At 64.0% G+C, this 23410-nt stretch carries 27 protein-coding genes; 5 read left to right on the top strand and 22 right to left on the bottom strand.

What is annotated here, in order from left to right; all coding sequences use genetic code 11:
- Positions 1-179 precede the first annotated feature (179 nt).
- Complete coding sequence (locus ACHQ4I_RS11215) at positions 180-803, bottom strand: chloramphenicol phosphotransferase CPT family protein (RefSeq protein ID WP_420771637.1); 624 nt, start codon at positions 801-803, stop codon at positions 180-182.
- A 159-nt stretch (positions 804-962) separates the two neighbouring features.
- Here ACHQ4I_RS11215 and ACHQ4I_RS11210 point away from each other — a divergent pair, with 159 nt between their 5' ends.
- Complete coding sequence (locus ACHQ4I_RS11210; RefSeq protein WP_420771636.1) at positions 963-1103, top strand: DUF6374 family protein; 141 nt, start codon at positions 963-965, stop codon at positions 1101-1103.
- Positions 1104-1118: 15 nt separating this feature from the next.
- Here the strand turns inward: ACHQ4I_RS11210 and ACHQ4I_RS11205 are convergent, their stop codons facing one another.
- The 13 genes from ACHQ4I_RS11205 to ACHQ4I_RS11145 all read right to left on the bottom strand — a co-directional run bounded on the left by ACHQ4I_RS11205 (position 1119) and on the right by ACHQ4I_RS11145 (position 10201).
- Positions 1119-2177: a DUF4192 domain-containing protein gene (locus ACHQ4I_RS11205; protein WP_420771635.1), complete on the bottom strand. Its 1059-nt coding sequence runs from the start codon at positions 2175-2177 to the stop codon at positions 1119-1121.
- A 190-nt stretch (positions 2178-2367) separates the two neighbouring features.
- Entirely contained in the window at positions 2368-3258 is an 891-nt protein-coding gene (locus ACHQ4I_RS11200) for a bifunctional DNA primase/polymerase (RefSeq protein ID WP_420771634.1), read from the bottom strand.
- Entirely contained in the window at positions 3255-3845 is a 591-nt protein-coding gene (locus tag ACHQ4I_RS11195) for a hypothetical protein (protein ID WP_420771633.1), read from the bottom strand. Before ACHQ4I_RS11195 ends, ACHQ4I_RS11200 begins: the two co-directional genes overlap by 4 nt.
- 88 nt (positions 3846-3933) lie before the next feature.
- The gene (locus ACHQ4I_RS11190; RefSeq protein WP_420771632.1) at positions 3934-4623 is read right to left on the bottom strand and encodes a hypothetical protein; all 690 of its coding nucleotides are present in this window, start codon (positions 4621-4623) and stop codon (positions 3934-3936) included.
- Positions 4624-4625: 2 nt separating this feature from the next.
- Positions 4626-4883: a hypothetical protein gene (locus tag ACHQ4I_RS11185; protein ID WP_420771631.1), complete on the bottom strand. Its 258-nt coding sequence runs from the start codon at positions 4881-4883 to the stop codon at positions 4626-4628.
- Positions 4880-5398, bottom strand: a complete 519-nt coding sequence (locus tag ACHQ4I_RS11180; RefSeq protein WP_420771630.1) for a hypothetical protein — start codon at positions 5396-5398, stop codon at positions 4880-4882. Before ACHQ4I_RS11180 ends, ACHQ4I_RS11185 begins: the two co-directional genes overlap by 4 nt.
- The gene (locus tag ACHQ4I_RS11175) at positions 5395-5541 is read right to left on the bottom strand and encodes a hypothetical protein (protein WP_420771629.1); all 147 of its coding nucleotides are present in this window, start codon (positions 5539-5541) and stop codon (positions 5395-5397) included. Before ACHQ4I_RS11175 ends, ACHQ4I_RS11180 begins: the two co-directional genes overlap by 4 nt.
- A 26-nt stretch (positions 5542-5567) precedes the next feature.
- Positions 5568-5975, bottom strand: a complete 408-nt coding sequence (locus ACHQ4I_RS11170; protein WP_420771628.1) for a hypothetical protein — start codon at positions 5973-5975, stop codon at positions 5568-5570.
- Positions 5972-6253 (bottom strand): hypothetical protein, encoded by a 282-nt coding sequence (locus ACHQ4I_RS11165; protein WP_420771627.1) that lies wholly within the window; start codon positions 6251-6253, stop codon positions 5972-5974. The genes ACHQ4I_RS11170 and ACHQ4I_RS11165 overlap by 4 nt, the downstream gene beginning before the upstream one ends.
- A 54-nt stretch (positions 6254-6307) precedes the next feature.
- Positions 6308-7066: a class II glutamine amidotransferase gene (locus ACHQ4I_RS11160; RefSeq protein WP_420771626.1), complete on the bottom strand. Its 759-nt coding sequence runs from the start codon at positions 7064-7066 to the stop codon at positions 6308-6310.
- Complete coding sequence (locus ACHQ4I_RS11155) at positions 7054-8259, bottom strand: hypothetical protein (RefSeq protein ID WP_420771625.1); 1206 nt, start codon at positions 8257-8259, stop codon at positions 7054-7056. The genes ACHQ4I_RS11160 and ACHQ4I_RS11155 overlap by 13 nt, the downstream gene beginning before the upstream one ends.
- 92 nt (positions 8260-8351) lie before the next feature.
- On the bottom strand, positions 8352-9167 hold the full coding sequence (locus ACHQ4I_RS11150) for a class II glutamine amidotransferase domain-containing protein (RefSeq protein ID WP_420771624.1): 816 nt from the start codon (positions 9165-9167) through the stop codon (positions 8352-8354).
- Positions 9155-10201 (bottom strand): hypothetical protein, encoded by a 1047-nt coding sequence (locus ACHQ4I_RS11145; RefSeq protein ID WP_420771623.1) that lies wholly within the window; start codon positions 10199-10201, stop codon positions 9155-9157. The genes ACHQ4I_RS11150 and ACHQ4I_RS11145 overlap by 13 nt, the downstream gene beginning before the upstream one ends.
- A gap of 488 nt (positions 10202-10689) precedes the next feature.
- Here ACHQ4I_RS11145 and ACHQ4I_RS11140 point away from each other — a divergent pair, with 488 nt between their 5' ends.
- Positions 10690-11271: a hypothetical protein gene (locus ACHQ4I_RS11140; protein WP_420771622.1), complete on the top strand. Its 582-nt coding sequence runs from the start codon at positions 10690-10692 to the stop codon at positions 11269-11271.
- A 303-nt stretch (positions 11272-11574) separates the two neighbouring features.
- On the opposite strand, the gene ACHQ4I_RS11135 is transcribed toward ACHQ4I_RS11140, so the two are convergent.
- Both ACHQ4I_RS11135 and ACHQ4I_RS11130 read right to left on the bottom strand, forming a co-directional pair.
- Positions 11575-12183, bottom strand: a complete 609-nt coding sequence (locus ACHQ4I_RS11135; protein ID WP_420771621.1) for a hypothetical protein — start codon at positions 12181-12183, stop codon at positions 11575-11577.
- 219 nt (positions 12184-12402) lie between these two features.
- The gene (locus ACHQ4I_RS11130; RefSeq protein ID WP_420771620.1) at positions 12403-12786 is read right to left on the bottom strand and encodes a hypothetical protein; all 384 of its coding nucleotides are present in this window, start codon (positions 12784-12786) and stop codon (positions 12403-12405) included.
- A 116-nt stretch (positions 12787-12902) separates the two neighbouring features.
- Between ACHQ4I_RS11130 and ACHQ4I_RS11125 the strand changes: the two genes are divergently transcribed.
- Positions 12903-13295, top strand: a complete 393-nt coding sequence (locus ACHQ4I_RS11125; RefSeq protein ID WP_420771619.1) for an IS110 family transposase — start codon at positions 12903-12905, stop codon at positions 13293-13295.
- Between the two features lie 349 nt (positions 13296-13644).
- Here ACHQ4I_RS11125 and ACHQ4I_RS11120 read toward each other — a convergent pair whose 3' ends face one another.
- Positions 13645-16743, bottom strand: coding sequence for a hypothetical protein (locus ACHQ4I_RS11120; protein ID WP_420771618.1), 3099 nt, complete (start codon positions 16741-16743; stop codon positions 13645-13647).
- Positions 16744-16960: 217 nt separating this feature from the next.
- On the bottom strand, positions 16961-17164 hold the full coding sequence (locus tag ACHQ4I_RS11115) for a hypothetical protein (protein ID WP_420771617.1): 204 nt from the start codon (positions 17162-17164) through the stop codon (positions 16961-16963).
- Positions 17165-17440: 276 nt separating this feature from the next.
- Between ACHQ4I_RS11115 and ACHQ4I_RS11110 the strand changes: the two genes are divergently transcribed.
- Positions 17441-17713: a hypothetical protein gene (locus ACHQ4I_RS11110; RefSeq protein WP_420771616.1), complete on the top strand. Its 273-nt coding sequence runs from the start codon at positions 17441-17443 to the stop codon at positions 17711-17713.
- 202 nt (positions 17714-17915) lie between these two features.
- On the top strand, positions 17916-18083 hold the full coding sequence (locus tag ACHQ4I_RS11105; RefSeq protein WP_420771615.1) for a site-specific integrase: 168 nt from the start codon (positions 17916-17918) through the stop codon (positions 18081-18083).
- Positions 18084-18806: 723 nt separating this feature from the next.
- Here the strand turns inward: ACHQ4I_RS11105 and ACHQ4I_RS11100 are convergent.
- From ACHQ4I_RS11100 to ACHQ4I_RS11085, 4 genes are all read right to left on the bottom strand, one after another.
- A complete protein-coding gene (locus tag ACHQ4I_RS11100; protein WP_420771614.1) occupies positions 18807-20723 on the bottom strand; it encodes an ATP-dependent DNA helicase in 1917 nt (638 codons plus the stop codon).
- Positions 20720-21442, bottom strand: coding sequence for a dithiol-disulfide isomerase (locus ACHQ4I_RS11095; protein ID WP_420771613.1), 723 nt, complete (start codon positions 21440-21442; stop codon positions 20720-20722). The genes ACHQ4I_RS11100 and ACHQ4I_RS11095 overlap by 4 nt, the downstream gene beginning before the upstream one ends.
- A 2-nt stretch (positions 21443-21444) precedes the next feature.
- On the bottom strand, positions 21445-22386 hold the full coding sequence (locus tag ACHQ4I_RS11090) for a fatty acid desaturase family protein (RefSeq protein WP_420771612.1): 942 nt from the start codon (positions 22384-22386) through the stop codon (positions 21445-21447).
- Positions 22387-22489: 103 nt separating this feature from the next.
- Positions 22490-23404, bottom strand: coding sequence for a cupin-like domain-containing protein (locus tag ACHQ4I_RS11085; RefSeq protein WP_420771611.1), 915 nt, complete (start codon positions 23402-23404; stop codon positions 22490-22492).
- Between the last annotated feature and the right edge of the window lie 6 nt (positions 23405-23410).

Below are 23410 nucleotides of genomic sequence, written 5' to 3'. Positions count from 1 at the left end.
GATGTCACCGAGGTCTACCGGCCCCGCAGGTACGGTTCGTGAACCGACACGATTGGGGGACTGTGCGGTAGCCGATGATCTCGGACGAACATCCTGGATTTGGCAGAAGCGGACGTTCGCCGACCACACCGCGAACCGCTCTCGCGTGAGACATTCTCGAACCCCGAGAAGAATAGTTGTCACTTGCAGGTTGTATCTGTCACCGGATTGGCGGCCTGTTGCCGCCCCAGTACGACCCTGGCCAGCTCAGCGGGCGTTCCGGTGGTCGTGTCGACAATCGTGTCGTAGGGATAGCCGTGATCGTGCACCGTGCGGAGATGGCCCCGCGCCAACCCGATTGTTTTGCCACGAGCCAGTTCCCGCTGCTCGGCGACGGCCAACGGACAGGTGACGCAAACCAGCTGAACGTCCAGGCCTGCCAGCGCATCCATCCACATCGGCAACAGATCCGGGGACAGCAGCATCTCGTCGACGACCAGGTGATCGCCCCCACGAGCGAACTCGGCAGCCGCAGCGCACGCCGACCGCAGCATCCGGTATCCGACGTGGCCGTAGCGGATGACCATCAACGGGTGACCGTCTGCATCGTGGTCGGTCCGGTCATACCAGAATCCGTCACGACTGAGCGGGCCATCGCGTCCACCACCCCAATTCGGCGGAACCAGACCGAACAAGGTGTCGATCCCCCAGTAGACAAACGGGACGTCGCTCTCATCCTGGATGGCCCGGGCCAACGTGGTCTTACCCGCGCTCGATGTGCCATTGAGGAAGATGACCCGGTGAGGGAGTTCGACGCTCCGCATCCACCCACGGTATCCGGTCACCCTCGGATCGACCCATGGACAGGTGACAGCTACGACCTGTACTTGGTGTCAACCATCGCCTGTAGCTCTGACATAAACCCAGGTCATCGAAAGTCCTGGTGACAACCATGACCTGTCGTCACAGTTGGACAGGCGTGGATGAATCTCGATCAGGTTCGTGAACAGCTGCTCAACGCTGCGGCGTTCGGCAAACACCTGAGCCCCGACCAGTTGGAGCACGCCGCACGCAAGGTGTCGGAAGGCATGCGGATCTATGCCGCAGAAACCGATCACCGGTGAACACCGGTGCGCGGGTCAGTCGAGGTCGAGGTCGATGCCGAGTTCCGCGGCGGTGAGGTAGCCGCCGCGCAACTGCTCACCGATCACCCTCGCCGGGACCGACAGTGCGACCTGGTCGGCGAGTTGTCGGCCGGTCGGCTCGGTGGGGTCGTCGGTCAACGCGATTCGCAGCGCGGCGAGAACCATTTCGAGGTCATTGCTCATGTAGGCCGAGACTGCCAACTGCAATGCGGCTTGGGCGCGGCGCGGCGAAGGCAACGCGCGAACCAGCAGCGTCCATAGTGCTTGGGTCGCGGGCCCGCGCGGTCCCGAAGACAACGCGTAGAGACTGCAGCGGACGGTTTCGTCGTGCATGGCGACCTCGACGCGCGCGATGTCGAGCGCGGTGATGTCGGCACCGTCGTGGGCCGCCTGGATCTGATCGAGTACCAACCGCAACAACTCTCGCGGGGATGGCTGCTCGGGTCGGCCCGCGGCTTCGGCGGTGTGGCGGGCTTGATTGAGCGATCTCAACGCGCGGTCGACCGCGACGGCCAAGGCGGGGTTCGCGACCAGGACCGCGGGTATCGGTTCGGTCGCTGGCGAGAATTCCATCCACACGGGCTCCGGGTTTCCTACGATTGGGAGGATTCCGGTGTCGTTGTCGAGCAGGCTGGTCCACAGTTCGCCGGGCGCTGTTCCGGTCAGTGTCCAGGCATCGAGTAGTTCGATGTCCTTTCCCGCCAACTGTTCTCGCAACTGGGCGATCAACTCGTCATGGGCGCGACGCGGGACGGCACGGTGTGGTCGCGGATCATCGACGATGACCACGGCAAGGGCGGCGGGGTTGTGCAGACGGCAGACGTCGAGGGCGTGCGTCAAGATCGGTGTGGTCGCGATGTTCTCATCGACCAACCCGAGATCGGCACCGGTGGAATACAAGGCCACGCCACGCACCGCATCGACGTAGAAGTCCGCGTCGGGCACGGCATCGGATGTTCTGACGGGCAGTATCAACACGATTCTGTGTGGTGGGCGCGGAAGCTGAGAGAGGACTCCGGCGAGGAATGCGCCGGGATCTTCGATCGAGGGCATCGAAACTCCTAGGGGCAGAAAGGGCCCGATGAGGGCGCACAGTCAGATGGGGTGTGTTTCAGACGATTTCGGTGAGAGCCGAGCGATCTCACTCGCAACCGTCAGAAAGATCGACGACACCCATGCACAGTTGCGAGGCGGTCGGGGTTAGGTCTCAGGTCGTGCGACGTGAGCGGAAGGGGATCCCCAGTTAGTGCCGGGTGGGGATGGCTCGGTTCGCGGCGTAGGTGAGTCCATCGCCGATGGTGCGTTGCGCTTCGGCGTCGGTGAACTGCTCGACCCCGATATGGATCTGTGCGGCGTCGAGCAGCACCGCGTATGCATGGTCGTAGTCGAGGAGCCCGGCCCCGACGAGACGACCAAGACTGTTGGCAGCCAACAACACAGCACGGTGTCGGGTTCCGGTGCGTGCCGTGCGGACCCGAGCGCTCTGATTCGACAACGCCGCCTCGACGTAGGCATCGCGGTGACCGATGCCGGTGAGCCGAGGCGGCATCATCGGTGGCGGCGGTGGGGCGAGCATCCGAATCAGCCACGGCGGCAGCGGGATCGGTGGGCGGTCATCGATCGTGCGGTAAGCGCCGTGGGGTAGTTCTGATTGCGCCGCGACGACGTATCCGCCGACACCGCGGCTGTCGATGCGCCAACCCAATCGCCCGATGGTGTTGCGCAGCAGCGGTTGTTGTGGTGCGCGGTAATAGAGGTGTATTCCTCCCGATGGCGTGGAAACCGCGTGGGTGGGGACCGGGATCGGTTGACCGGCCTCGGCGGCGAGGTGGGCCAGGACGTCGCGGCCGTCGCGGGCGTGGCGCCACGGCGGCGGGGGTGGTTGGCCGTGGCCGGTGTCGAGGTCGAGCACATGCAGTCCCGACGGCCCGCACGCCACGGCGATATTGGCGGCAGGCCACCGCAGCCACCACCCCCGGATCCGGTCCAGGTCGCGGGTCGCTTCGTGTTCCCAGTGTTTGATCGCGGGCACCTTGCTGCCCGCGTGCAGAGGAAAGATGTGGAATCCGCGTCCTGCGTGGTCGAGGGCCGCGGTGAGCAAATCCGGGCCCGGTGGTGGGAGCGGGGTGGTCACTGCTGATCCTGAGGGGTGCGGCGCTGCGCTGCGATGACCTGCGCCAGCTCAATGATGTGCGCGGCGGTGACGTCGAGTTCGAATTCGGTTGCGCCGCTGTAGAGAACGCGGATCTGCCCGCGAACACCGTCCCCGGATTCGCCGAAGCTGACGCGATCACCAGGTGCGATGACTTCGGCGGGGGCCAGGACCCGGCACAGGGAGTCGATTGTCGCGTCGCGCTGGGCGAGGCGGATCGCGTGGGCGTGCGCGCGGGGGCGGCACCGCACGAGAGTGGCTTGGTAGTCAGGCAATAGCCGCCGAGAGATGTCGGTGGCGATCGCAGTCGCGTCGCGGTGGGCGCAGACGGTGATGGTGTTATCGCCTTCCCCGGTGACCAGGTGTGAGGAGTATTGGCCGTAGTCGGCGCGGATGTGCAGGCGGCCGTGATCGGTCCGGCGGTGGGAGTCGTCGCCGTCGGTGACCGACAGGCGCTGTTCGTCGGGGCCGTGGAGTAGGACGTGTGCTCGCAGGGTGCGCCCGCGTTCGGCGACCCAGCCCGCCCCGAGGGCGGCGGCGATCTGGTGGGCGAGGTCGAGCAGATCCATGATCACGCTCCTTGCTGGTCGGTGGAAGCGCAGCCCCCGGTGATCCGGCGCCCCGTCGCGGCGAGCCGGGCGAGTATGTCGGGCGATGTCACCGCGACGCGCCCCCGTCACCGAACAACGCGCGCCCGAGGATGAGCGCGGCGAGTAGATCCATGGGCTGGTCGGGGTTGGGGGCGGCGTCGCGGACCTTGCGCACCTTCAACAACCGGGCATTGCGCAGGTCGACCCCGATCGCGGGCGCGGTGGTGTCATCACCGGGGTCGGAGACGATGACGTAGTCCGACAACGGCATCCACGCCTCGTACCAGGCCTCGGCGGGTTGGCCTTCGCGGGCGGGTTCGCGCGGATCACGGTCGGGCATCGTCCACACCGCGCAGCGGCAGGCCGGGTCGGTGCAGCGGGAGAACCGCTCGCCCGGGTTGGGGTTGTAGCGGTGGATGCGCCCGGCCAGCATCGGGCACGAGCGGCGGGAGTAGTACCCACATTGCGGGTGGACTCCAGGCTCGACGGCCAACCCACGCAGGTAGTCGACGGGACGTATGTAGATCACGACACGGTCATAGAGGCGTTGCCCGCAGATCTGACACAACCGGTGACGGAAGGTGTCGTACAAGATCGCGGGATCGAGTTTGCCCCACACCGGTCGGCTCCGGTCGTGATGGGCGAGGGTGATGTGCGGGACAACCATCCCCTGGGCGGTCGGCGCACCCGCCAAATACGCCAGCGCTGGTGCACGGTCGGGCTCGGCGGGTGGGGTGGGGGTCGGTGAATCGGTCATGATCACCTCGAATCTGGTTGTGCCGCCGCAGGACTGCGCGACATCGGTGGAGGGGCAGGGAGTTCGGTGACTGGGCTGGCCGACAGGGCGATGGTGGTGACGCGGTCGGCGGTTGCGGGGCTGTGGATACGCACTTCGATGTCGGCGGTCACCGCGCCGGGTGCGGCCGGTGCGGCCTGCCAGGGTCCGAACCGGTCCTCATCGAGGACGGGCAGGTTCGCTTCGATCCAGGCCAGCAGTGCTGTGCCGCTGGCGATCACGCTGGCGTCCAGCGCCTGCCGGTGTGCGGGTCCTGGTCGTGGACGTCGACCACGGTGGGCGCACCGGGTGCATGCACGGTCACCGACCGGGGCAGCACGGCTTGACGACCACCAGCAGACCAGCGTCCGTCGGCGATGACAGCGCCCCGCGCGACGTCAATGTCGACAGGAGCGAGATACCAGCTGAACCCGGTGGGGAGTTGGTCGAAAATGCTGGGTTCCCAGTGGATTCGGTTGGTGCCGTCGTCATGGGGTGTGATGACCTGGGTGGCATGCTCGACCCGCACCAGCGCCATCATCGGCAACTGCTCGCTGCGAGCGGCGGCGATATCCACGCCGGGAAACATCCCGACGACGGTCGCAGGATGTGGGTGTGTGCCGAAGGCGGCGTGATATCCGGCGACCAAGATACCGCCGAACTCAACGGACGAGGCCTGGTCGCAGGCACGAAGGTGGTAGTCGTAGCGGGGGTCGATGCGCAGGCGTGCGGTGTAGGCGTGCAGGTCAGTGTTCATCGGCGCAGCCAAGGAATTGCGAGGCCGGTGCCGGGGTGAGCGTGAACACCAACTGCCGCACCCTGGTGTCGATGCACGCCCGCGAGCGCGGGCAGCAACTCGGTGACGATGTCGTCGCGATACGACGACGCAGCGCTGTTCATCGATGGTGTCCTCTCCTAATGGTGTGTCAGGGCAGTTGCTGCACCGATTCGATGAACGCGAGCGGCAGCAGGACCCCGGGGTCGCCGGTGTCGTGGTGCACGACGGTGTGGTGGCGATGCACTGCACTAACCCAAACCCGGTCGTGGCGGAACCCGCCGCGTGTCACGACGGTCGCGATCGCGTCGAGGCGACGCAGCCGGTGCAGTTCGGCACCGATGACCTCGACCACCGGATCCACCGCATCACCGTCCTCAGCACGGTTGCTCGCGTCGGACAGAGTGACCAGGCGGTGATTGAAGAGCTCCCGGACCTGGTGCAAGTCATCGAGATTCGTGTCGTCGACCAGTCCGGCGTCGATGACCTCAAGGACCCGGCGCAGGAACCGGCCTTCGGTGTCGACGCGCACCTGCCAGGGCAGCCGCGGCCCGCTCACCGACGGCTCCGGTAGGAGCCGAACCAGCGGGCGAGGCGACGCAGCGGGCGCGGCCGACAGCGGATAGAGAGCGCCGCGGCCAGTTCATTGGCAGCGTGGGGGCCGAGATCGGTGTAATGCCAACCACTATGAGGGTCTTCACCCTCGTGGATCAGTAGCCGTACCCGGTGTCCATCGGTGCTGGCGATTATGGGGTGGTCGTGGATATCGCGCAGCCGGATCAGCGTGCTGGCGAGGGTGAAGTGTTGTGTCATCACAGGATCGGTGCCTTTCGTCACGGAAGGGGCCACCGTTGTCTCGGCCGTGAGGACGAGCGGTGGATGTGGCGGGGTTCAGGCGGATTCGAGGTCGAACAGGTCGGCGTAGCGTTCCTGGCCGGCCAGCGCCGGGCAATCACAGTGCGGATATGCACCGAAGCAGTCGGCGCAGTAGCCGCAGAAAACGCAGTGCGGGCCCATCGGGTTCTCGTTGAAGACCCCGCAGTTCTCGCACCAGTCCCAGTCGCTGTCGCCGGCGGTGGCCCACATGCCGTGCAGGTAGGAGTTGTTGGAGTACCAGCTGCCCTGGTCCCAGTGCCCGCGGCGTTCGTTGAAGATGTAGCCCGCGTACCGGTAGGCGGGGTCGACGGTGAGCAACACCATTTTGTCGGTGCCCAGCCACCGTTCCAGTCGCTCACGCCCGGCCCAGGAATCCAGCGACCCGAACGGTCGCCGGGGCAACAGTTCCTCGGCGGCGATTCGGGTGTCCGAGCGCGGATCACCCGAGCTGGGATGCACCTCATCGGGCAGGATCCCGTTGTGCGCGAGTACGGTTCGCGCATCACCACCCACAATGAACGGGTGACAGTTCTCCACATCGCGCACGCCGTGAGTGGCCAGACGCGAATGAAACAGTGCCGCGCCATCAGGGAATCGCATTCGCACAGAAGCGAATTCGGCGATGACCGCATCGGGGTCCATGCCACGTCCGACGGTGATTGTGTCGCCGGTGATGATCGCGTAGCCGTGCCCGTGCGGGTTGGTGAGCGCGCCACCGCGCAGAGCATCGAGGTCGGGGTTCGCGCCGGGTTTGATGAAGGTCAAGATGCACATGCGAGGTCCTCCAATTCAGCCAGAAGCGGTGAATAGTCCGGGCGCCCACGCAGCCAGAGGGTGAAAGCGGTCCACTCCCAGCCGCGGTGCCGGGCGATATCGGCGGGGGTGAGGCGGCGGGTGTATTCGACCGAGCTTGCGGCGAACGCCAAAGCGGCTTGAACCTGTTGCGGTTTCAGGGAACTGGCGAAAATCCGCAGCTCAAAGGTGTCGGCGGGGCGCACGTTGACCGCCTCGTAACGCGCCGCGCTACGGTCGCCTTTGGCGTAGTCACGCACTTGGGATCGCGCGCCTGGGGAGAACACCGCCCAACTCGAGGACCGCCGCGCCAACGTTGTGACCGGGATTTCGTTGCGGTAGATGAACTTCAACCACCGGTAGGCGTGGGCGGGGGAGTCGAACCCGTCGCGCGAGAGGTGCACGTGAATGCCGACCTCGCTGTCGGTGTAGCAACCGAGCAGCCGCAACCGGTGCAGCAGCTGCCACGGGAACCGGGTCCGCGCGTATTCGTGACTCATCGGGTGCGTCACGAGCTCGAATCCGCAGGGCCGGATCGAGGAGTCCTCTTTGAGGTAGCCCAAACCCCCGATCTGGGCGAGCGCGGTATCGACGGCCGTGTCGAATCCGCCGTGCGGGGTTTTGATTTCGAGTTCGAGCCCGAGGAACAGTGGTCCGTCGCCGTGGAACTGAGGTCTCGGTTTGTAGTCGTAGCCGTGGACTGCGGGGTGCTCGGGTGGGGCGCAGCTTTGGCAGTAGAGGTCGTCGTTGGGGATGACGTTGAAGCACTCGCAGCATTCGCGGTAGTCCTCGTCGAAGCAGTTGTCGCAAACCCGGTTGCCGTTGTCGACGCGGTAGGTGTCCAGGACGAGGGAATCGCAGTCATCGCAGGCGGTGTAGGAGTCGACGCAGTTCTCGCAGACGGTGCGGTCACCAAGGGCGGTGCGGACCTCGCGGCTGTAGTCCTCGCAGTCCGCGCACCGGCTCCATCCGGACACGCACCGCTCACACAGCAGGGTGTCGTTCGTGGTCGTGTGCGTGGTGCGGGTGGGTTCGTGGCATTCGTCGCAGACCCAGAGGTCGGTGGCGCAGTCCGGGCACAGCTGTTCACCTTCGACGGTCGCGGTCACAGTGGCTGCGGTGACGGGATGCGAGCAGTCCGAGCACAGCGGGTCGACCAGCGTGGATGCGGGCATGACACAAGGCCTTTCGACGGAATGAAACAACCCCGTGCGCGCCACGAGTGGCTACGCACGGGGTTGCGGGAGAGGTATCGGCGAGAGGGGGTCTAGGTGGAGGTGGCTCGGCGGCGGGATCGGTGATGCGACGTTGAGGTGAGGGCGCGTCGGGGACGCGCCTTGGTGTGGTCAGGGGAAGGGGTGTCCTCGGTTGATGTGGGCTCGTGGCAGTCGCAGTCGGGGAAGACGGACTCGCACTCGAAGCACCAGCCGCATGCGCCGCAGTAGCGGCTGCGGTTCAGGTTGAGAGCTGAGCAGTACCAGCACACATAACGGCGCGGCTGAGTCGGCCAGCGCAGGGAAGACGCGAGGTAGCTGGTGTTGGAGTACCAGACGTTGTTCTCCCAGCGACCGGCCTTCTCGCCGAAGAGGTAGGCGCTGTGCTGATAGGCGGGATCGACGGTGAGGATGACGAGTTTGCTGGTGCCCAACCACGAGGCGAGCCCGCGTGCACCGCGGTGGGTGTCGATCGACCCGAACGGCGCGTTCGGGAGGTAATCCTCGGCGGCGATGCGGGTGTCCGAACGCGGATCGTAGGGGCCGGGGTGTACTCGTTTGGGCAGGACTCCGTTGTGCGCCAACACCGTTCGCGCATCTTTGCCGAGGCGGAATGGATGACAGTTGGCCACAATGCGGACCCCGTGGGTGGCGTAGCGCGAGTGGAACAACGCGGCCCACCGCGGGTAGCGTTTGCGCACCGTGGTGAATTGATCGATCACCGCCGTGGGGTCCATCCCATGGCCGGTGATGATGCGATCTGCGGCGATCACGGCGAATCCGTGGCCGTGCGGGTTGGCGCGCGCCCCGATTGACAGAGCTACCGGGTCCGGTGTGGTGCCAGGCGGGAAGTAGGTCAGCAGGCACATGCGAGGTCCTCCATCTCGGCCAGAAGCGGCTGGTAGTCGTCGTGGTCGGCCACCCAGGCCGCGAAGCGCGACCATTCCCACGCCCCGGCCCGGACATCGGCGATCCGCAGGCCGCTGGTGTAATCGATCGAGGCGGCGGTGAACGCCAACGCCGCCTGCACCTGCTGCACATCCAGCGAGCTGGCGAATACCCGCAGTTCCAAGGTCTTTCGGGGATAAGGGTTGATCGCCTGATACCGGTCCAGACCCAACGCGTGCAGCGGGTCTTTGGCGGTGTCTTTGACCTTCGCTCGCGCGAGTTGGTCGAATGGCGCGTAGTGCGAACGGCGTCGCGCGATGGTGGAGACCGCGGACTCGTTGCGATAGAGCATCTTCATCCAGCGGTAGATGTGAGCAGACGATGCGAATCCATCACGGCTGGCATGGATATGGAGCCCGACACTGGTATCGGTCCGGCAGTCCAACTCGGCGAGCTCACCGAGCAACCGCCACGGGAACTCGGTGATCGCGTGCCGATACGACATCGGATGAGTGACCAGTTCGAACCCGCTGGGCTGGATCGAGGAATCGCGCTTGAGATACCCCAGCCCGCCGAGACGGTCACCAGCAAGCGCCACGCATCGGTGGTAGTGGTGGTCGGGGACAATGATTTCCAGTTCCATGCCCAGATACAGCGGGCCCTGGCCGTGGAAGCGTGGATCGGGTTTGTAGCTGTAGTTCCAGACGTGATGAGGCTGATCGCAGGTATCGCAGTCCCCGCCGACGTGCATCAGGGTGTGGCAGTCCGGGCAGCTCATGTAATGCTCGGCGCACCGGGTGCAGGCGCGGGTGCCGCCAGAGACGTAGCGGCTGGCGGCGCAGAATCGCGCGCACCGGGTGCACAAGTCGAAGAACACACTCGAGCAGCGCGCGCACACCGACTCGCCGGTGTCGGTACGCCAGTGCGGACGGGTCAGCAGGCGGCACGACACACAGCCGACCCAGCCGGTGGTGCACCGCGTGCACAGTCGGTGCCCGTCGGCGGTGTCTGTCACTGCGACGACGCGTTCGCGACAACCCTCGCAGCGAGGCAGGTTCGCCAAACAGCGCTGGCAGACCGCTTGATCCTGGATCGGATAGCGGTCTGCCGGATCGGTCGACTGACACAGGACACATGCGGGTGGGGAGTGAGGGGAATCGGGCATGGCGCAGCACCTTCCGAAAACGAAAGAACGCCAGACCCGAGCGTGTGCTCGGGTCTGGCGTCCGGGGTTGGTAGGGATCTCGGTTGCTCGGCTGGCAGACAACAGCTGCTCGCCGCTGTGAAAGTCGAGGCGGGCGAGCGTTTTTCAGTGGCAGTGGGTTCGCCTGAAACACAGGCGGATTGAGGTCTTGAGTTGTCGGCGCTGCCGCGTCACATGGTGGGGCTTGGGCGGACCGGGAGGGCGAGTGAGATTCAGAGACGGCCGGAGTCAGCACGAAGATCGGCGCGTATCCTCGTAGCTGGGGACTGATGCGCGGGTCGGCTGGTCAGGAATTCAGCATGGACAAAAACGTCGCATCCCGTCGTGCCCGCGGCACCCGCTCACCAGAGGTCGTCGCACGACTTGAACGCTCGCGCGCACGAATTCGCGATCGTCGCGATGCTGCGCGCAAACGGGAGCAGGCGGTCACCTGTGAGGTGAAGCGGTACATCGCTGCGTGGCAGGCGATCACGAGTATCGAGCAGGCGCGCGATGACGACATCGCCGCCCTACAGCAGCAGATAGCGGCGGCGCGGGAACGCGCTGCCGCCGAAATCGCAGAGCACCGACACCGTCAAGCACTCGCCGCCGCGAGGATCCGCGAGCAAGGCAACACCGATGAGGATGTCGCTGACTTGCTCGAGATCACGCCAAAGCAGGTCCGTCAGCTAGTAGCCGCTGCTAACGATGCCACGAAGACATGCGATCCTGACGTTCACACACGACGAGACAGTGTAAAGAGGGGTGCCCCCGGGCAGCGCTTCGAACGTGGACTTGCCGCCGATCCGGAGTCCATGTCGGCAGCGCTAGGTGTGTCTCGACTGGTTCTAGGCGGCGGTGATGCCGCGCCGACCGGCGAGAGTCTGGAGCAGTCCAAATGACCCGGACTGTGCCCATCGTTTCGGGTGAATGGACTTGCGCCCGTTCAGACCTCGCGCTCATCGATGACGTGGTGTCAGCGGTGATCGAGGGCGTTGTCAGCGGACGAGAGCCCATCGAAGGGACAGGAGATCCGCCGGACCGCTGCGGCATCGAGGTCAAACAGTTCGTTGGGGGAGCATGTGCTGTCCACTGTCCTTCTCGTCCGTCGTCACGTTTCCGCGCGGAGCGCAGGCAGAAACCTTTTTGCGGTCGGTAGGGCGAGGTCGACGCTACGGTTGAATGCAACCGCCGCAGCGTGTAGCTCATACGTTGGCGTATCCGCCTGCGTTCCAGACGATCGAGGTGAACTGGTGTGGCGCGATGGATTCTCGGGCGGTAACGGTGGCGGTGGGAGGGTAGGGCCAGAAGCAGAGCCCGCAGCGGTGGCAGTATTGACCAGCCCGCCAGACAACGCTGGCGGCGGGGATCCCACGAGAAATCCGACTGTTGCGACGGACGCGATGACTGGCGATCGCGAACGCGATCGCGGAAGGTGTCGCGAGCACACCAAGAATGACAAGAGCCGCGAACAGCGCCCAACCCCATCCGACACCGGGCTGTGGCCGCATTACCGAGAAGGTCATCGGGGCAAGGGCTCCGAGGAATGGGATCGACATCAGCAGCCCCCATGCAACCAGTCGACCTGATCGACGTTGAGCCGGTGCGATGGCCAGAGCACGTGCAAGGTTCGAAGTGCTCGTACGTTCAATCGTCGCGGAGCCGACGACAGGTACCAAGCCGCTGGAAGCGATCCCGACACCGGTGTAATAGTCGGTGCCCGTGATCGTCTGGACTCCGGTCGCGCGGATCGCCGGCACACTTTGGACCCACTCCATGCGCCCGCAAGTGGGGCAGGAGATATCGATGTCCATGCCTACGTCCCCTCCCGACGTGGTGGCGCCGCGGTGACGTCTGCTGCGCAACGGCGTCTGTGCTGATGTCCGGTGCTGCGGCGAAAGCTCCCTATATGAGACACCGTGCGCGGTCAGATGTCGAGGGATATATCGAACGGCGCGTCCGGTCGGGACGATGCGATGCCTCATTGGGAGTCCTACCTTTCAGAGCGGGGGTCTGATCCGTGTCAACTCCGGTCATTCGTAGGATCGGTAGGCCCCAGGGGTTTTGGGTATGGCTGTCATTGGATCGCCGTTGGCAAGGCTCAAAGGACTTGGCCGCCTGGAACCCTGCGACGACTCGACCGCCAATTGGGAGACGCGATTCGATCGCTGCTGTAGGACAACGTCGCCGCGGTCGTCTGCGGGCGATATGTGAGACGGCGAACTGACGGAGGTGACCGTGGCCGAGATCTGGGCGGGGTGGACATCGGTGTAGATCACCACTTCGTGGTGATCTACACCGATGGTGAACGGCTGCTGTTGCGGTGCGTGTTGAACGACGAGACCGAACTGCTCGGGCTGATCGGTGATGTCTTGGCGATATCCATTTACACGCTGTGGGCCGTCGACCTCAATCATGGTGGTGCCGCCCTGCTGATCGGGGCTGCTCCTCGGCCACGACCAGCCCATGGTCTACCTGACCGGGGCCTCGCGGTCCACCGGGCTTCGGTTACCAGGGCGAGGGGAAAAACCGATTGGACGCCTTCGGCAGCGCCGACCAGGCCCGCCTCCGTCGGGACCTCGGTCTGCTGCGGCCCGGCGACGAGATCGCCGTGGACCTGCGCACGCTGACCAACCGACGCTTAGACGTGGTCTTCGACCGCACCCGGCAGATCAACCGCCTGCGCGCCCAACTGTGGAGATCTTCCCCGCTCTGGAACGGATGTGTCGGCGTGCGGTACCCAGTCCCGATAGTCTCAGGTCGTGTCTACGCGCAGGTCAGGAATGGTGTTCAGTGTGCCGCCACTGCGCCAAGACAGGCAGGTACATGCCGGACACGACGACATCAACGGGACACGAAAGGGCCTCTGACCTGGACAGGACGGCGCCAGCTGGACACCAGAGCACACCGCCGAGGTCACTCGTAATGAAAGTCCAGCTCCAAGTAGCCGATCGAGCTCCGTAAGCCGAACGGTCAGCCGTCTCACTTAGTCGCGCAGAACATTCGGCGTTCCGCTCCGGAGCGATATCGCGCTCAACCCCTGCAGGATCGTTACGAGTCCGCTGCGTATCTGCGGCAGGAGATGGTTGCCCGGCGGCTCAAGTGTGCGGAGTGTATTCATGCCATGGAACGCGGCGTCGAAATCGCCGTCAGAATGTCCGACTGCGACCGTCGGACTCCCATTCCCCTCGACGGATCACGCCAAACCATACATTGCGGGATGCGGAAACCACTTCGGTCTCTCACTCGCCTTTACAGCGCTCCTGATGACGTGGTTACTCCAGGTCTTCCCATCCCCACTCGGCGGAGCAGTTCCCGTCCCGCTCGCGCCCGAACTTGTAGTTCGACCGACTGTCGTTGATGCGGCGGAAGGTGTCAAAGGCCCCTGCCGCGGGCAGCCGCCGGACTAGTTCTTCGAGCATGCTGGTGGCTCCCGCTCGCTGCAGACTTTCCATCAATACCGTCGTGATATGCGTGAAGATGGCGGGTTCGACAGCTGCGCGCTGGGCGAGTTCGGTTTCGGCGTCGTGTGCACCCGCTTGGTGTAGTGCTGCCAGTAGCTCGTGGAGGTAGGGCGCTTCGCGATAGCTGGTCGCGTCAAGCGGGGTGGTGGCAGCGGCGTACTGCCCTAGCTCGTGGAGCGCATGGACCTGACCCACCTCGTGGAGTTGGCCTATCAGATCGGCCGTATTGGATGGGTTGTCGAGACAGACGCCGTTGGCGGCACGGAGCGCGAGGGCGTTGACGAGGCTATGTTCTGAGTTGGCGTGCAGCACTTTCACTAACTCGGCCACGGCCCAGGCGTTGTCCAGGCGTGCTGAGGTGGTCGAGAGGTAAGCGAGTTCGCGGGCAAGTTCAGTCTCTTCGACTTCATACAGCGCTTTCGTGAGCGGCGCTATCACATCCACGGTCTCCAGAGGGACGGTTGTGGCGGCCCGACGAGCGAGCGCCGCTCCCGCCTGAGCGTGTCCCACCGTGCACAGTGTGTTCACCAAGTGTGCCACCCAGAAGGTATTGGCCACGGGCATGGTTGTCGTTGCGCGGCGGGCCAGTTCAGCGACGGCATCGGTAGCGCCCACGCTATGGGAGCCTTGCACCATCAAGTTCATGTCGAATGCGTGGGCTATGGAAACGGTGGTGCAGGTCCGGCGGGCAAGGGCGACAGCCTCGTCTGTGTGCCCGATATCGTGCAAGCTCTTCATCAGTACCGCGATGGTCCCGGCGCGGTCGGCTCGGGTCTCGGTCTCGACCCGGGCGGCAAGGTCCGTGGCTGCGTCGGTCTCACCCAAGCGATGTAAGGCTTCCACGAGCCGGGCTGCGCGCCGCCCGTGTTGAAGGCTGAGGTGGTCGGCTGCTCTGCGGGCAAGAACGTGGAGGGGCGCCCCGTGCAGCAAATGCAACTGTGTCAGCGTCAACACCGCATCCGGATCGTCGAGAGGTACCTCGGTTGCGGCGCGGTGTGAGAGTTCAGCAAACGATTCGGTTGCCCCCACATGGCGCACAGCCCATAGAAGTTGCTGCGTGTAGTGCGGGTCCTTCAGGGGAACGCTGTCAGCGATTCGGTCGATGAGGTATCTCGCTGGCGCGACCTCGCCGACGTTCCTAAGTTCGTTCAGGAGTTGCGCGAGGGCGCCAGCCTCGGGGCCGAGGGCGAGGTTAGTGGCAGTTCGCCAAGCGACATCGGAGATCAAGTGTGTCTGTTCTGTCTTGTGCAGTATGGTCACCAGGCGCGCCGCACGGTGTGGGTCATCGAGATGCATGGTGGCCGCTGCGCGGCGGGCCAATTCCTTGACCAAATCGGCCGTGGCGGAATTGAACTGCAAGCTCATCATCGGCGAATGGTGATCGAACATGTCTGCGAGACCGAGGTGTTCGATCACCCAGAGAGCAGGTCGACGATCGTGTGGGTGCAAGTCCTGGAGCTTGAGCAGGAGCTTGTCCGCAGCACTTGTGTCACCGTGAGCGGTGGCTCTCTTGTACATGCGTGCGGCGTCGCGGTACAGGCCACGCGCAGCAGAGGCGTCCGCCATCATCGTCAACTGGGCTGGGTCAGCGTGGAAGGCAGCTGCATACCAGAATTCGCTGGGAGGCAGTGATTCTCGGCGTGCGACGCGACCGTATTGATCAAGGTAGTCGGCCAATTGATACAGGGCCTCGCTCGTATTGTGGTGGGTATCGGTGCGATCACCGATACCGCCGGGACGAGGGCGGATCGGGGTGACCGGCCCACGCACGCCGCGACAGCGTCTGCTGGTTTCGACGAGTGCTTTCTCCAGCCAGTCCTCGCCGCAGTTCGTGTCCCAGTCGTAGTCGTTGATGTATGCCGGGGCGGCTCTCCGCAGCAGCGCGCACGGGATGGCGTTGCGGTGGCCCATACGACGGGCGTCCATCGCGACCTCGATGATCGCTCGGGCGGCCGGGGAGCAGGTCCGGTACCGTTCGATCAATTCCGGGCCTCCGGCCAGGTACTGGGTGATCCTCCCATCCTCGGCGCCGAGCAGGGCCAGCTTCAACCGTGGGTCACTGCCTGCGGCACCGCGCAACTGCTCTAGAGCCGCGACGGTAAATGAGTCCAGTACGTCGATCACGTTGCCAGCGAGCAGTTTTTTCACTTGGGAGGCCCGTTCGTCGCACAGACGGTTGTAGTCGTCGGGCCACAAGGTACCCAGGATCAGCACCGGCGCCCGAGTAGCGTCGGCGAGCAGTTCGGCCAACGCTACCGCGGTCCGCTCGTCACAGGCCCCGGAGTCCCCTTGCAGATATTCCTGGGTTTCATTGAGCCACACCACCGTCCGCGGCCGCACCCGGTCCAGCTCTGCGAGCGCACCGCGGCGAGTCGGGCTGATCGGATGCCACAACCGCCACCCACCCACGGCGATCAGGGGCCCTAACGCCTCCCACAACGCCCTGGTCTTTCCCGCTGAGGACCCCGCCCGCAGGACCGTCAGTCGACTCACGCCATCGGCAGCGCTTTGCACCACGCGCGCTAACTCGAAGTCGTGTCCTCGCGCGACGTAGGGCGGCAGCGGCGCGAGTTCACCGGCGGTGGTCACCGCGATCGGTCGGTGCACCTCCAGCTCGAACGGATCCAGGTTTGGGCTGAGTGGCTTGCCGATGCCCTCGACACTGGCTCGCTGATAGGCGCGTTCCCAGGCCGTAAACTCCTGGTTGGTGACCTTGCAGACCGCCAGCACCTTCTCAATGGTGCCCCACCGGGGGAAACCAGTTTTGCCGCTTAGCATTTCGCTGAGCGTCGCCCGGCCGATCTCCGCCCCCGCAATGATGGCGTCGTAGGTTAGATGCTTGTGCTTGATCAGCGCCTTCAAGGCTGAGCGAAGTTCAGCCGGTGTCTGGACCTCAGCGACATCGACCACGATTCACCCCTCCATCTCCCTCGATCTCGTTTCGTGCGTTCGATGCCGTTGCGACAGTATGGCCTCGGTCCTACTGCCCTCTTGGCTCCGGCCCGGCAAGGATCCCACCAGAGCCCGGTATTCTGCGCCAGAGGGCGAAGCGACGCCGAAGCCGCCGTGGTGAACAGAGCGACAGCGACTCTGCGGGTCCGCTCTTCCAGTCGCGGACGTCGGTGGTTCACCGGCCATCACCGCTGTAGTGCTTGTCGGATTCATTGTGAGGGTGGCTTGCGGGCCGGGTAGTGGTGTCGCGGAGTTCGCGTACCGCGTCGAAAACCGTTCCGCAGGCACGCACCAACGCGGCAACTGCGACGGGGACCTGGGTAGCGGACTGAAGAATGAGGACGAACGCGCCGATCCCGGTGAGAATTTCGAGAATCATGCCACCATGATCTGGGCGAATACCGTTCGGACACAGCATGGTTGGCTAATCGAACCGCATACCCCGCCGGACCAGCGGACACGCCCGTGCTGTCCCCACCGAACCGAACCCAGCCGAACGATCCCAAGCGCACAGATCACCGCGAGGCAGTCTGCGCCGAATTGGAGCTACTTCTCTTTCAGAGATGGTCGATGCGCACGGGGCCGCTGCGGCTGCGCGGGCCGAATACCGCGGGACTAGCCTCGCTGCGCCCGCGTTGCCAGCGATAAGTTCGGCATGTTCCGCATACCGGCGAACACGACTCCGACCTCTGAATATCCATTGCTGCAAAGGATATGGATCGCTGAGTCGGAGCGCCGGGCCGCTATCGATGGCACGCGCCAGCGCGGTGCCGCGATCATCAAGGTGCGGACGCGCACTGCTGTCGTCGGCGCCGCTGGGCCGGGCCGCGAGCTTGGTGTCATGCCGGTCAACAGGGTGATCGGGATGGGTTTCGGGCGAATATCAGCTGGTGGCGGCACAAATCGGTCACTGCCGATGGATGCGTGATCCAGACATAGACGAGCTGTGGCGGGCCGCATACGGATCCGCGGTCCGGCTGATGACTACGCTGCCGCGGACCATCGCGGGCGAAACTGCTTCACATCTGCGCAGGTACGCATATTCTGCGCGTCGTCGGCCATGCCTCACCAGGATTGAGCGACGAACAATTCGGCGCCATGCCGATCACCCGCTATGACTGGCACGGCGAATGGAACTACACCATCAGCCCCGAACCCCTCACTTTCGGCGCAGCTACGCCACCGAACTGTCGCGGCGCGGCGTCCGGGCCGAGATCGTGCAGACGCTCATGGATCATTCGAGCATCACCCACACCTACGCCATCTCGACGTCGAGAACGTACGGCGAGCCCTGGTAACGGCGAGCCTGCTGCCGGACTCGACCGAGGAAGCAGCATCGTGACCAGTCCGCACCGAGCTCTCCTGGCCGCTTCGTCGCAGCCGGATCTGGAACATATGCTGCGGGAACGGTTTGGGCCGCAGTTCGCCGAGCCGCTCGTCCGAGCAGACCCGTCCGCCCCGCCGATCGGCGGGCCGGCGGATGCATGGCGGCGGTCTGCGACGGGCTCGCGGTGGTGGAGGGCATGTGCTCGGGCCATCACCGGCGCTGGGTGGACGCCGGGCGGCGAGAAGTTCGCGGCATCCGCGATCGCGGTACCCCATGGGGTGCACTGACATGTGGTGCAGCGCATGAAGACCGTCTTTCCGTCACGCCATTCGCCGTTGCGGAACACCCGTGTGTTCTGTGCTAGACCGGGTCCTGGGCTCATTCGGATTCCGCGGTCGGCAGCCAGCAGCTCTCGTGAGGCGGTGGCCGATCGCAATGGCCAAGAGATAGCTGACGGCGAGGATGTATCGGCGCGTCCGCTTTACGACACGCCGAAGAGGTCGACGACCAGACCCTGACGCGTCCGCCGATGGACCAGACACAGTGATTCCGACGGGCATCAGAATCGAGTCGAAGGGTGGCACTGATTCACGCTCGGTGGAAGACATCCACCGCAGGTTCCCGACTCGACCCGTCTCATCAAAATCTCACACTTTAGATGGGGAATGTTCGGATCCGATGGGTGTTCTTCAGCTCACGGGTTTCGGCGAAATCGATTCTGATCAGGGGATTTGGGATCCAACGGGGATGTAACCCCAGCGTCTGGATCGACGGGACGCAGAGACCGGAGGAATTCGCAGACTTCTGCGCTGTCTCGGCTCCGTCTCATCGGTGGTACGGCGTTGACCAGCGACCAGCGATAGCCGGCGTTAGCGAGGCGCGGATCGAGTACAGCGAAGACGCCGCGGTCTGTGCTTTTGCGGATGAGCCTGCCAGCTACCTGTGCGAGCAGGGTTTGGGCGTGTCGGAGATCGACGTCTTGAAAGGCTCTGGCACGGGCGGTGGCTCGCCGCGCCTGGTAGTAGGGATCGCGTGCCGGAGGGAAGGGAAGGCGGTCGAGGGTGACGAGAGTTAATGCGTCTCCCGGGATGTCGGTTCCCTGAGCGAGTCCGATGGTGCCGAAGAGACAAGACGTATTGTCGTCGCGAAAGCGTCGTAGCAGTTCCTGGCGACCCAGCTCGCCTTGAACCAGCACGTCTACATCGAGTGTCGGTGCAACTGCCCCGCGAGCTGCGTGTAGGGAGTTCCACGATGTGAACAGCGCCAGGGTTCGTCCTCCTGCGGCTTTGATCAAGGTGGCTAGTTCGGTGTGTGCGGCTGCTGCCCACCCAGGTTGTCGTGGGTCGGGCAGATCGGCGGCGCAATAGAAGACTGCCTGGTCTTCGTATCGGAAAGGGCTGGACACAGTTGCTGTTGTCGCTGCATCGGAGGGGATTCCGAATGCAGCGGGTATGTCGTCGCCGATCGTGGCGCTGGTCATGATGACTGTGCGTCGCTGCGGGTCGCCGAGAATCTGATGCACGCCACTGTCTGCGGAATAGGAGCGGAGCACGGGTTGGCTCAGCGTTCCTTCGACCCAGCGGGGTCGGTCCGCGGTTGTTTGGCTGAGGGCCAGATTCTCACCGATCAGTGCGAGGGCATGGGCGCGGCGCCGCGCGCTGTCCTGCCCTGCTGAAACAAGTGCCCGTTGCTCGGCCGCGGCGGCGTAGATCATCTCCGTGGCTGCCTTCAATGTGGTGTCGAGGTTCTCCGGCGCTTGGGCGAGATGCGTGCCGACATGAAATGTCAGTGCTTCGAGCAGATCCGCAAGCGGACTGTCTGCAGGTGCTCCGGAGATGCGGGCGATTCGCGCAACATCTACGTACGTCGAGGTCATCTGGCGGATTGCCTCTTCGAGTTGATGCGCTTCGTCGAATATGGCAATTGCGTGGTCGGGAAGCATCTGATGCGAAGAAGTAAGGGTGGCCGCATAGACGTGATGGTTGGTGACCACCACATCGGCAGTGGTTGCCTGGCTGCGGGCGCGCTCGGCGAAGCAAGTGTCGCCGGAGGGGCAGCGGGCGCGGCCCGGGCACTCGTCGCCCCGGACAGATACCCGTCGCCACAAGGTGTCGGATACGGCGGTGGTCAACTCGTCTCGATCGCCGGACTCAGTGGTCTGAGCCCACTCGAAGAGCCGTTTGTAGGCGGCCGGTCGACCATCATCGAGATCGGCGTCGACCTCGATGAGGCGTTGTTGGCAGACGTAGCTTCCTCGTCCCTTGACGACTGCCCAGGTGATGTCGCGGCCGAGCGCCTTGCACAGTGCAGGTAGATCTCGCGCAGCGATCTGTTCTTGAAGTTGCTTTGTCGCAGTCGACACAACCGTGCGCCGACCCGAGAGGATTGCAGGGATCAGGTATGCCAACGTTTTGCCGACACCGGTGCCTGCTCGAATCACGAGATGGCGTCGGCGATCTACGGCTTCGGCGACCAAAGCCGCCATCTCGAGTTGGCCGGGCCGTCGTTCGGAGAGAAATCCGCGTGCTTGTAACGCGTCGAACTCTTCCGATACTGCGCGTACGAGGTCGAGGTGCGCCGCCTCCTCGTGATCGATGTCTGACGGCGTCATCCGGAGACCGAGATACCCGCGAGGTCGGCGGCGCGAGTCAGCAGTCGCTGGTAGACGGCCCGGTCGTACTCCTCGATAACTGGGTAACCGACTCCGAACCGGCCGTTGATCCAGCGACTGGTGACTCCAGGATTGGCGGCGTCTGTGCCGTCCCAAAGAAAGACGTGCGGGCTGCAGTTGACCAGGCCGCCGAGAGTCTGGGCGAATTGCTCGAACAGAAGGTGCCGCCAGGTGCCGCGGTCGAGGTCGTTGAACAGGCGGTTGTGGTCGATCGACGGGCATGCTGCTGCGATGTCGTCGATCACGTGGCGCATCGATATGCAGCGGCTGCTCTTCCAGAACGCCGTCCGCAGCCCTCGGTCCAACTCCTCGCCAGCGGCCCAACTTTGCTGCTTTGCTGCTTGGACAGCTTCCATTGGTAGCAGCACTGACACCGGGTACTCCCAATCGGGAGCTTGCCACAGCTGCCAACCGGCGTCTGGGTCCAACGCGCCGACCACTGCGGCCTCCGAGTTCACTCCTCGCAACGAATTGACCCTATGGTTATGCAGCTCGAGCGGGAACACTCGGTGATCGAACCAGATACGACCGTCGAGACCGAGAGCTGTACGGACCCTGAGCATTTGGTGGATGGCCAAGTGCGCAAAAGAGCAATGGAGGTCGGAATAGATGACGACGGTGTTAATCGCACGTGGAAGCCGGTCGTCGGTCTCGTGCACGATCACTTCTCCTCAACGGTTTCAGCGATTCTATTGCTCCCTGTGGCCAGGTCGACCGTTGCCCACGAGAGTCGGGCGAGGTGATGACAGTACCAGTGGTAGTAGCCCAGCCAGCGCCATCGAGGGTCCTGGATGCTGCTGATCATCTTGTCGAGCTCGGGTAGCCGGTGCGCGGGCACCTTCGGCGCAAAGTGATGCGCGGCGTGGAAGTTCGAGTTCCACAAGATCAGCCGTAGGATCCGATTGGATCGAAAGGTTGCGGTTCGGTCCAATTGGTCCGCATCGCCCGGCTCGGTGTCGTAGGCGGGGAAATGTTCTGGCACGAGTGTCAAGGCCGCGACGACGATGCTGAGCGCGCAGGGGGCGATCAGCAGGATGATGAGCTGTGGCTGCCACACGCATCCGAGGATCATGCCCGACCAGACAACCGTCGTGGCGATCACATTGACAGTGACTGCTCTTCGCTGTCGGTCGCTCCTGATCCAGCGCGGACCGCGGCCCGCGACCGTGCTGAAAGTCCACCGCCACAGGATGACCAGGAACGCCCATTGAGTGAACGGGAACAAGATCAGTCTCGCGCGCGACCATCGTGTCCCATATACCTCGGAGTCTTTCGCTGTGCCAGTGTTGGCATGGTGCGCCAGATGGAAATATCGCCAGGTCGCGAAGGGAACCGCGTGCAGCGCGGCAGCTAGCGTTCCGGCGATGTCGTTCACCGTCGGGCTGCGGCTCAGATTATTATGCGCGGCTTCGTGATAGACGGCGGGCAGGGTGCAGAACAAAAAAGTTGCCAGTACCAGGTGGAGCCCCCATGCCCACCACGCCGTGACGTTGATAGCGAGATAGGAGGTCGCGATCAGCGGCACGATCAGCACTGATCCTCGAAGTAGCGCACGACCGCCACTTGCATGATTCATGCCGGCAATGACGACATCCTTGCGCACTGCCCGTACAGCGATGGTACGTTTCGGTCCTGTTATTGGCTCCCAATGTAGAGGTTTGTAATTCGATAATTTGGCTCTCGACATCGAAACGCTCCGTTCGTCGTCATGGTTTCGGCCATGTTCGCTCGGCGGGCATGTAGTCCGCCGGGACGTAGCAGGATGTCGCCGCAGGATGAGCGCTAATAGCGTGAGAGCGGCCCCCGTCAATAAAATAGTCGAGAACATCGAGCTCTGGATCGTTCGGGAATCGAGCGATGTGGTCCCGCAATAATTCGGCGTGCGATTGATGCACAAAATTCCATGTGATCGAAACTGAGCTCGTGACCGTGTCCACTTCGTGCCACCAGCCAGCAGGTATGAACAACATCTCGCCGGGGTGGAGAATATCGGTGAAGGTTGGAGCGACTCCGGATCCGGCGCCGGCCGCACCTCGCTCGGAGTGCCGCAGCATGGCGCCATGATTTTCCGGTGACCACATGGTGAGGTATTTGGTACCGACAACGCCGCACAACAGTGCTGAGCTCATCCATGGGTCTACGTGCAGTCGAGTTCTGGCACCGACGCCCGAGACGAATAGCGCGCGGTAGGGCAGTGGGTCAATGGTCGGATCGATTGTCCTGGGTGGTGTCACCGGCGGAACTATATAGCCGGTGGACGGGAATAGAATTGGCGCATGCCAATCATCGCTCAGCGCAGCGAATGCATCGTCTGCCCAGAGGCCGGCACCGGGTCGGTTTCGGGAGAACCACCGCACGTAACGGTAGTCCGTGGTGGGAGTTGCCAGTATATTCGTGGCGATAAATGAGGCGAAGGTAGTGGTGAATGCAGGGGTGAACCAGTCCCCATATACATCGATGAGTTGATCGCCGAGCAAGTTGACAAGATAGTCCCAGCTCCAGCGATGGGAAGCTGGCCAGCGGGTCACTTCGTCTGTGACAATGACCGGGGTTCGGGGAATCACATAATGATCAACAAAGGCTTCGGCGCTGAGCTGGGATGCGCGATGTAATCGTGGCACTCTTCG

It is taken from the genome of Nocardia nepalensis, from assembly GCF_048910785.1.
In the GTDB taxonomy this organism is placed as follows: domain Bacteria; phylum Actinomycetota; class Actinomycetes; order Mycobacteriales; family Mycobacteriaceae; genus Nocardia; species Nocardia nepalensis.
Note: the sequence above shows the minus strand (reverse complement) of the source record. Positions and strands in the feature narration are given on the sequence as shown.

Bases quoted from the DNA above. Each gene is read 5' to 3' on its own strand.
- ACHQ4I_RS11210 (WP_420771636.1), top strand. From the start codon at position 963: ATGAATCTCGATCAGGTTCGTGAACAGCTGCTCAACGCTGCGGCGTTC.
- ACHQ4I_RS11215 (WP_420771637.1), bottom strand. From the start codon at position 803: ATGCGGAGCGTCGAACTCCCTCACCGGGTCATCTTCCTCAATGGCACA.
- ACHQ4I_RS11130 (WP_420771620.1), bottom strand. From the start codon at position 12,786: ATGATTGAGGTCGACGGCCCACAGCGTGTAAATGGATATCGCCAAGAC.
- ACHQ4I_RS11155 (WP_420771625.1), bottom strand. From the start codon at position 8,259: ATGCCCGCATCCACGCTGGTCGACCCGCTGTGCTCGGACTGCTCGCAT.
- ACHQ4I_RS11160 (WP_420771626.1), bottom strand. From the start codon at position 7,066: ATGTGCATCTTGACCTTCATCAAACCCGGCGCGAACCCCGACCTCGAT.
- ACHQ4I_RS11110 (WP_420771616.1), top strand. From the start codon at position 17,441: ATGTTCCGCATACCGGCGAACACGACTCCGACCTCTGAATATCCATTG.
- ACHQ4I_RS11105 (WP_420771615.1), top strand. From the start codon at position 17,916: ATGGAACTACACCATCAGCCCCGAACCCCTCACTTTCGGCGCAGCTAC.
- ACHQ4I_RS11135 (WP_420771621.1), bottom strand. From the start codon at position 12,183: ATGGACATCGATATCTCCTGCCCCACTTGCGGGCGCATGGAGTGGGTC.
- ACHQ4I_RS11150 (WP_420771624.1), bottom strand. From the start codon at position 9,167: ATGTGCCTGCTGACCTACTTCCCGCCTGGCACCACACCGGACCCGGTA.
- ACHQ4I_RS11115 (WP_420771617.1), bottom strand. From the start codon at position 17,164: ATGATTCTCGAAATTCTCACCGGGATCGGCGCGTTCGTCCTCATTCTT.
- ACHQ4I_RS11175 (WP_420771629.1), bottom strand. From the start codon at position 5,541: ATGAACAGCGCTGCGTCGTCGTATCGCGACGACATCGTCACCGAGTTG.
- ACHQ4I_RS11190 (WP_420771632.1), bottom strand. From the start codon at position 4,623: ATGACCGATTCACCGACCCCCACCCCACCCGCCGAGCCCGACCGTGCA.
- ACHQ4I_RS11140 (WP_420771622.1), top strand. From the start codon at position 10,690: ATGGACAAAAACGTCGCATCCCGTCGTGCCCGCGGCACCCGCTCACCA.
- ACHQ4I_RS11180 (WP_420771630.1), bottom strand. From the start codon at position 5,398: ATGAACACTGACCTGCACGCCTACACCGCACGCCTGCGCATCGACCCC.
- ACHQ4I_RS11195 (WP_420771633.1), bottom strand. From the start codon at position 3,845: ATGGATCTGCTCGACCTCGCCCACCAGATCGCCGCCGCCCTCGGGGCG.
- ACHQ4I_RS11100 (WP_420771614.1), bottom strand. From the start codon at position 20,723: ATGACGCCGTCAGACATCGATCACGAGGAGGCGGCGCACCTCGACCTC.
- ACHQ4I_RS11205 (WP_420771635.1), bottom strand. From the start codon at position 2,177: ATGCCCTCGATCGAAGATCCCGGCGCATTCCTCGCCGGAGTCCTCTCT.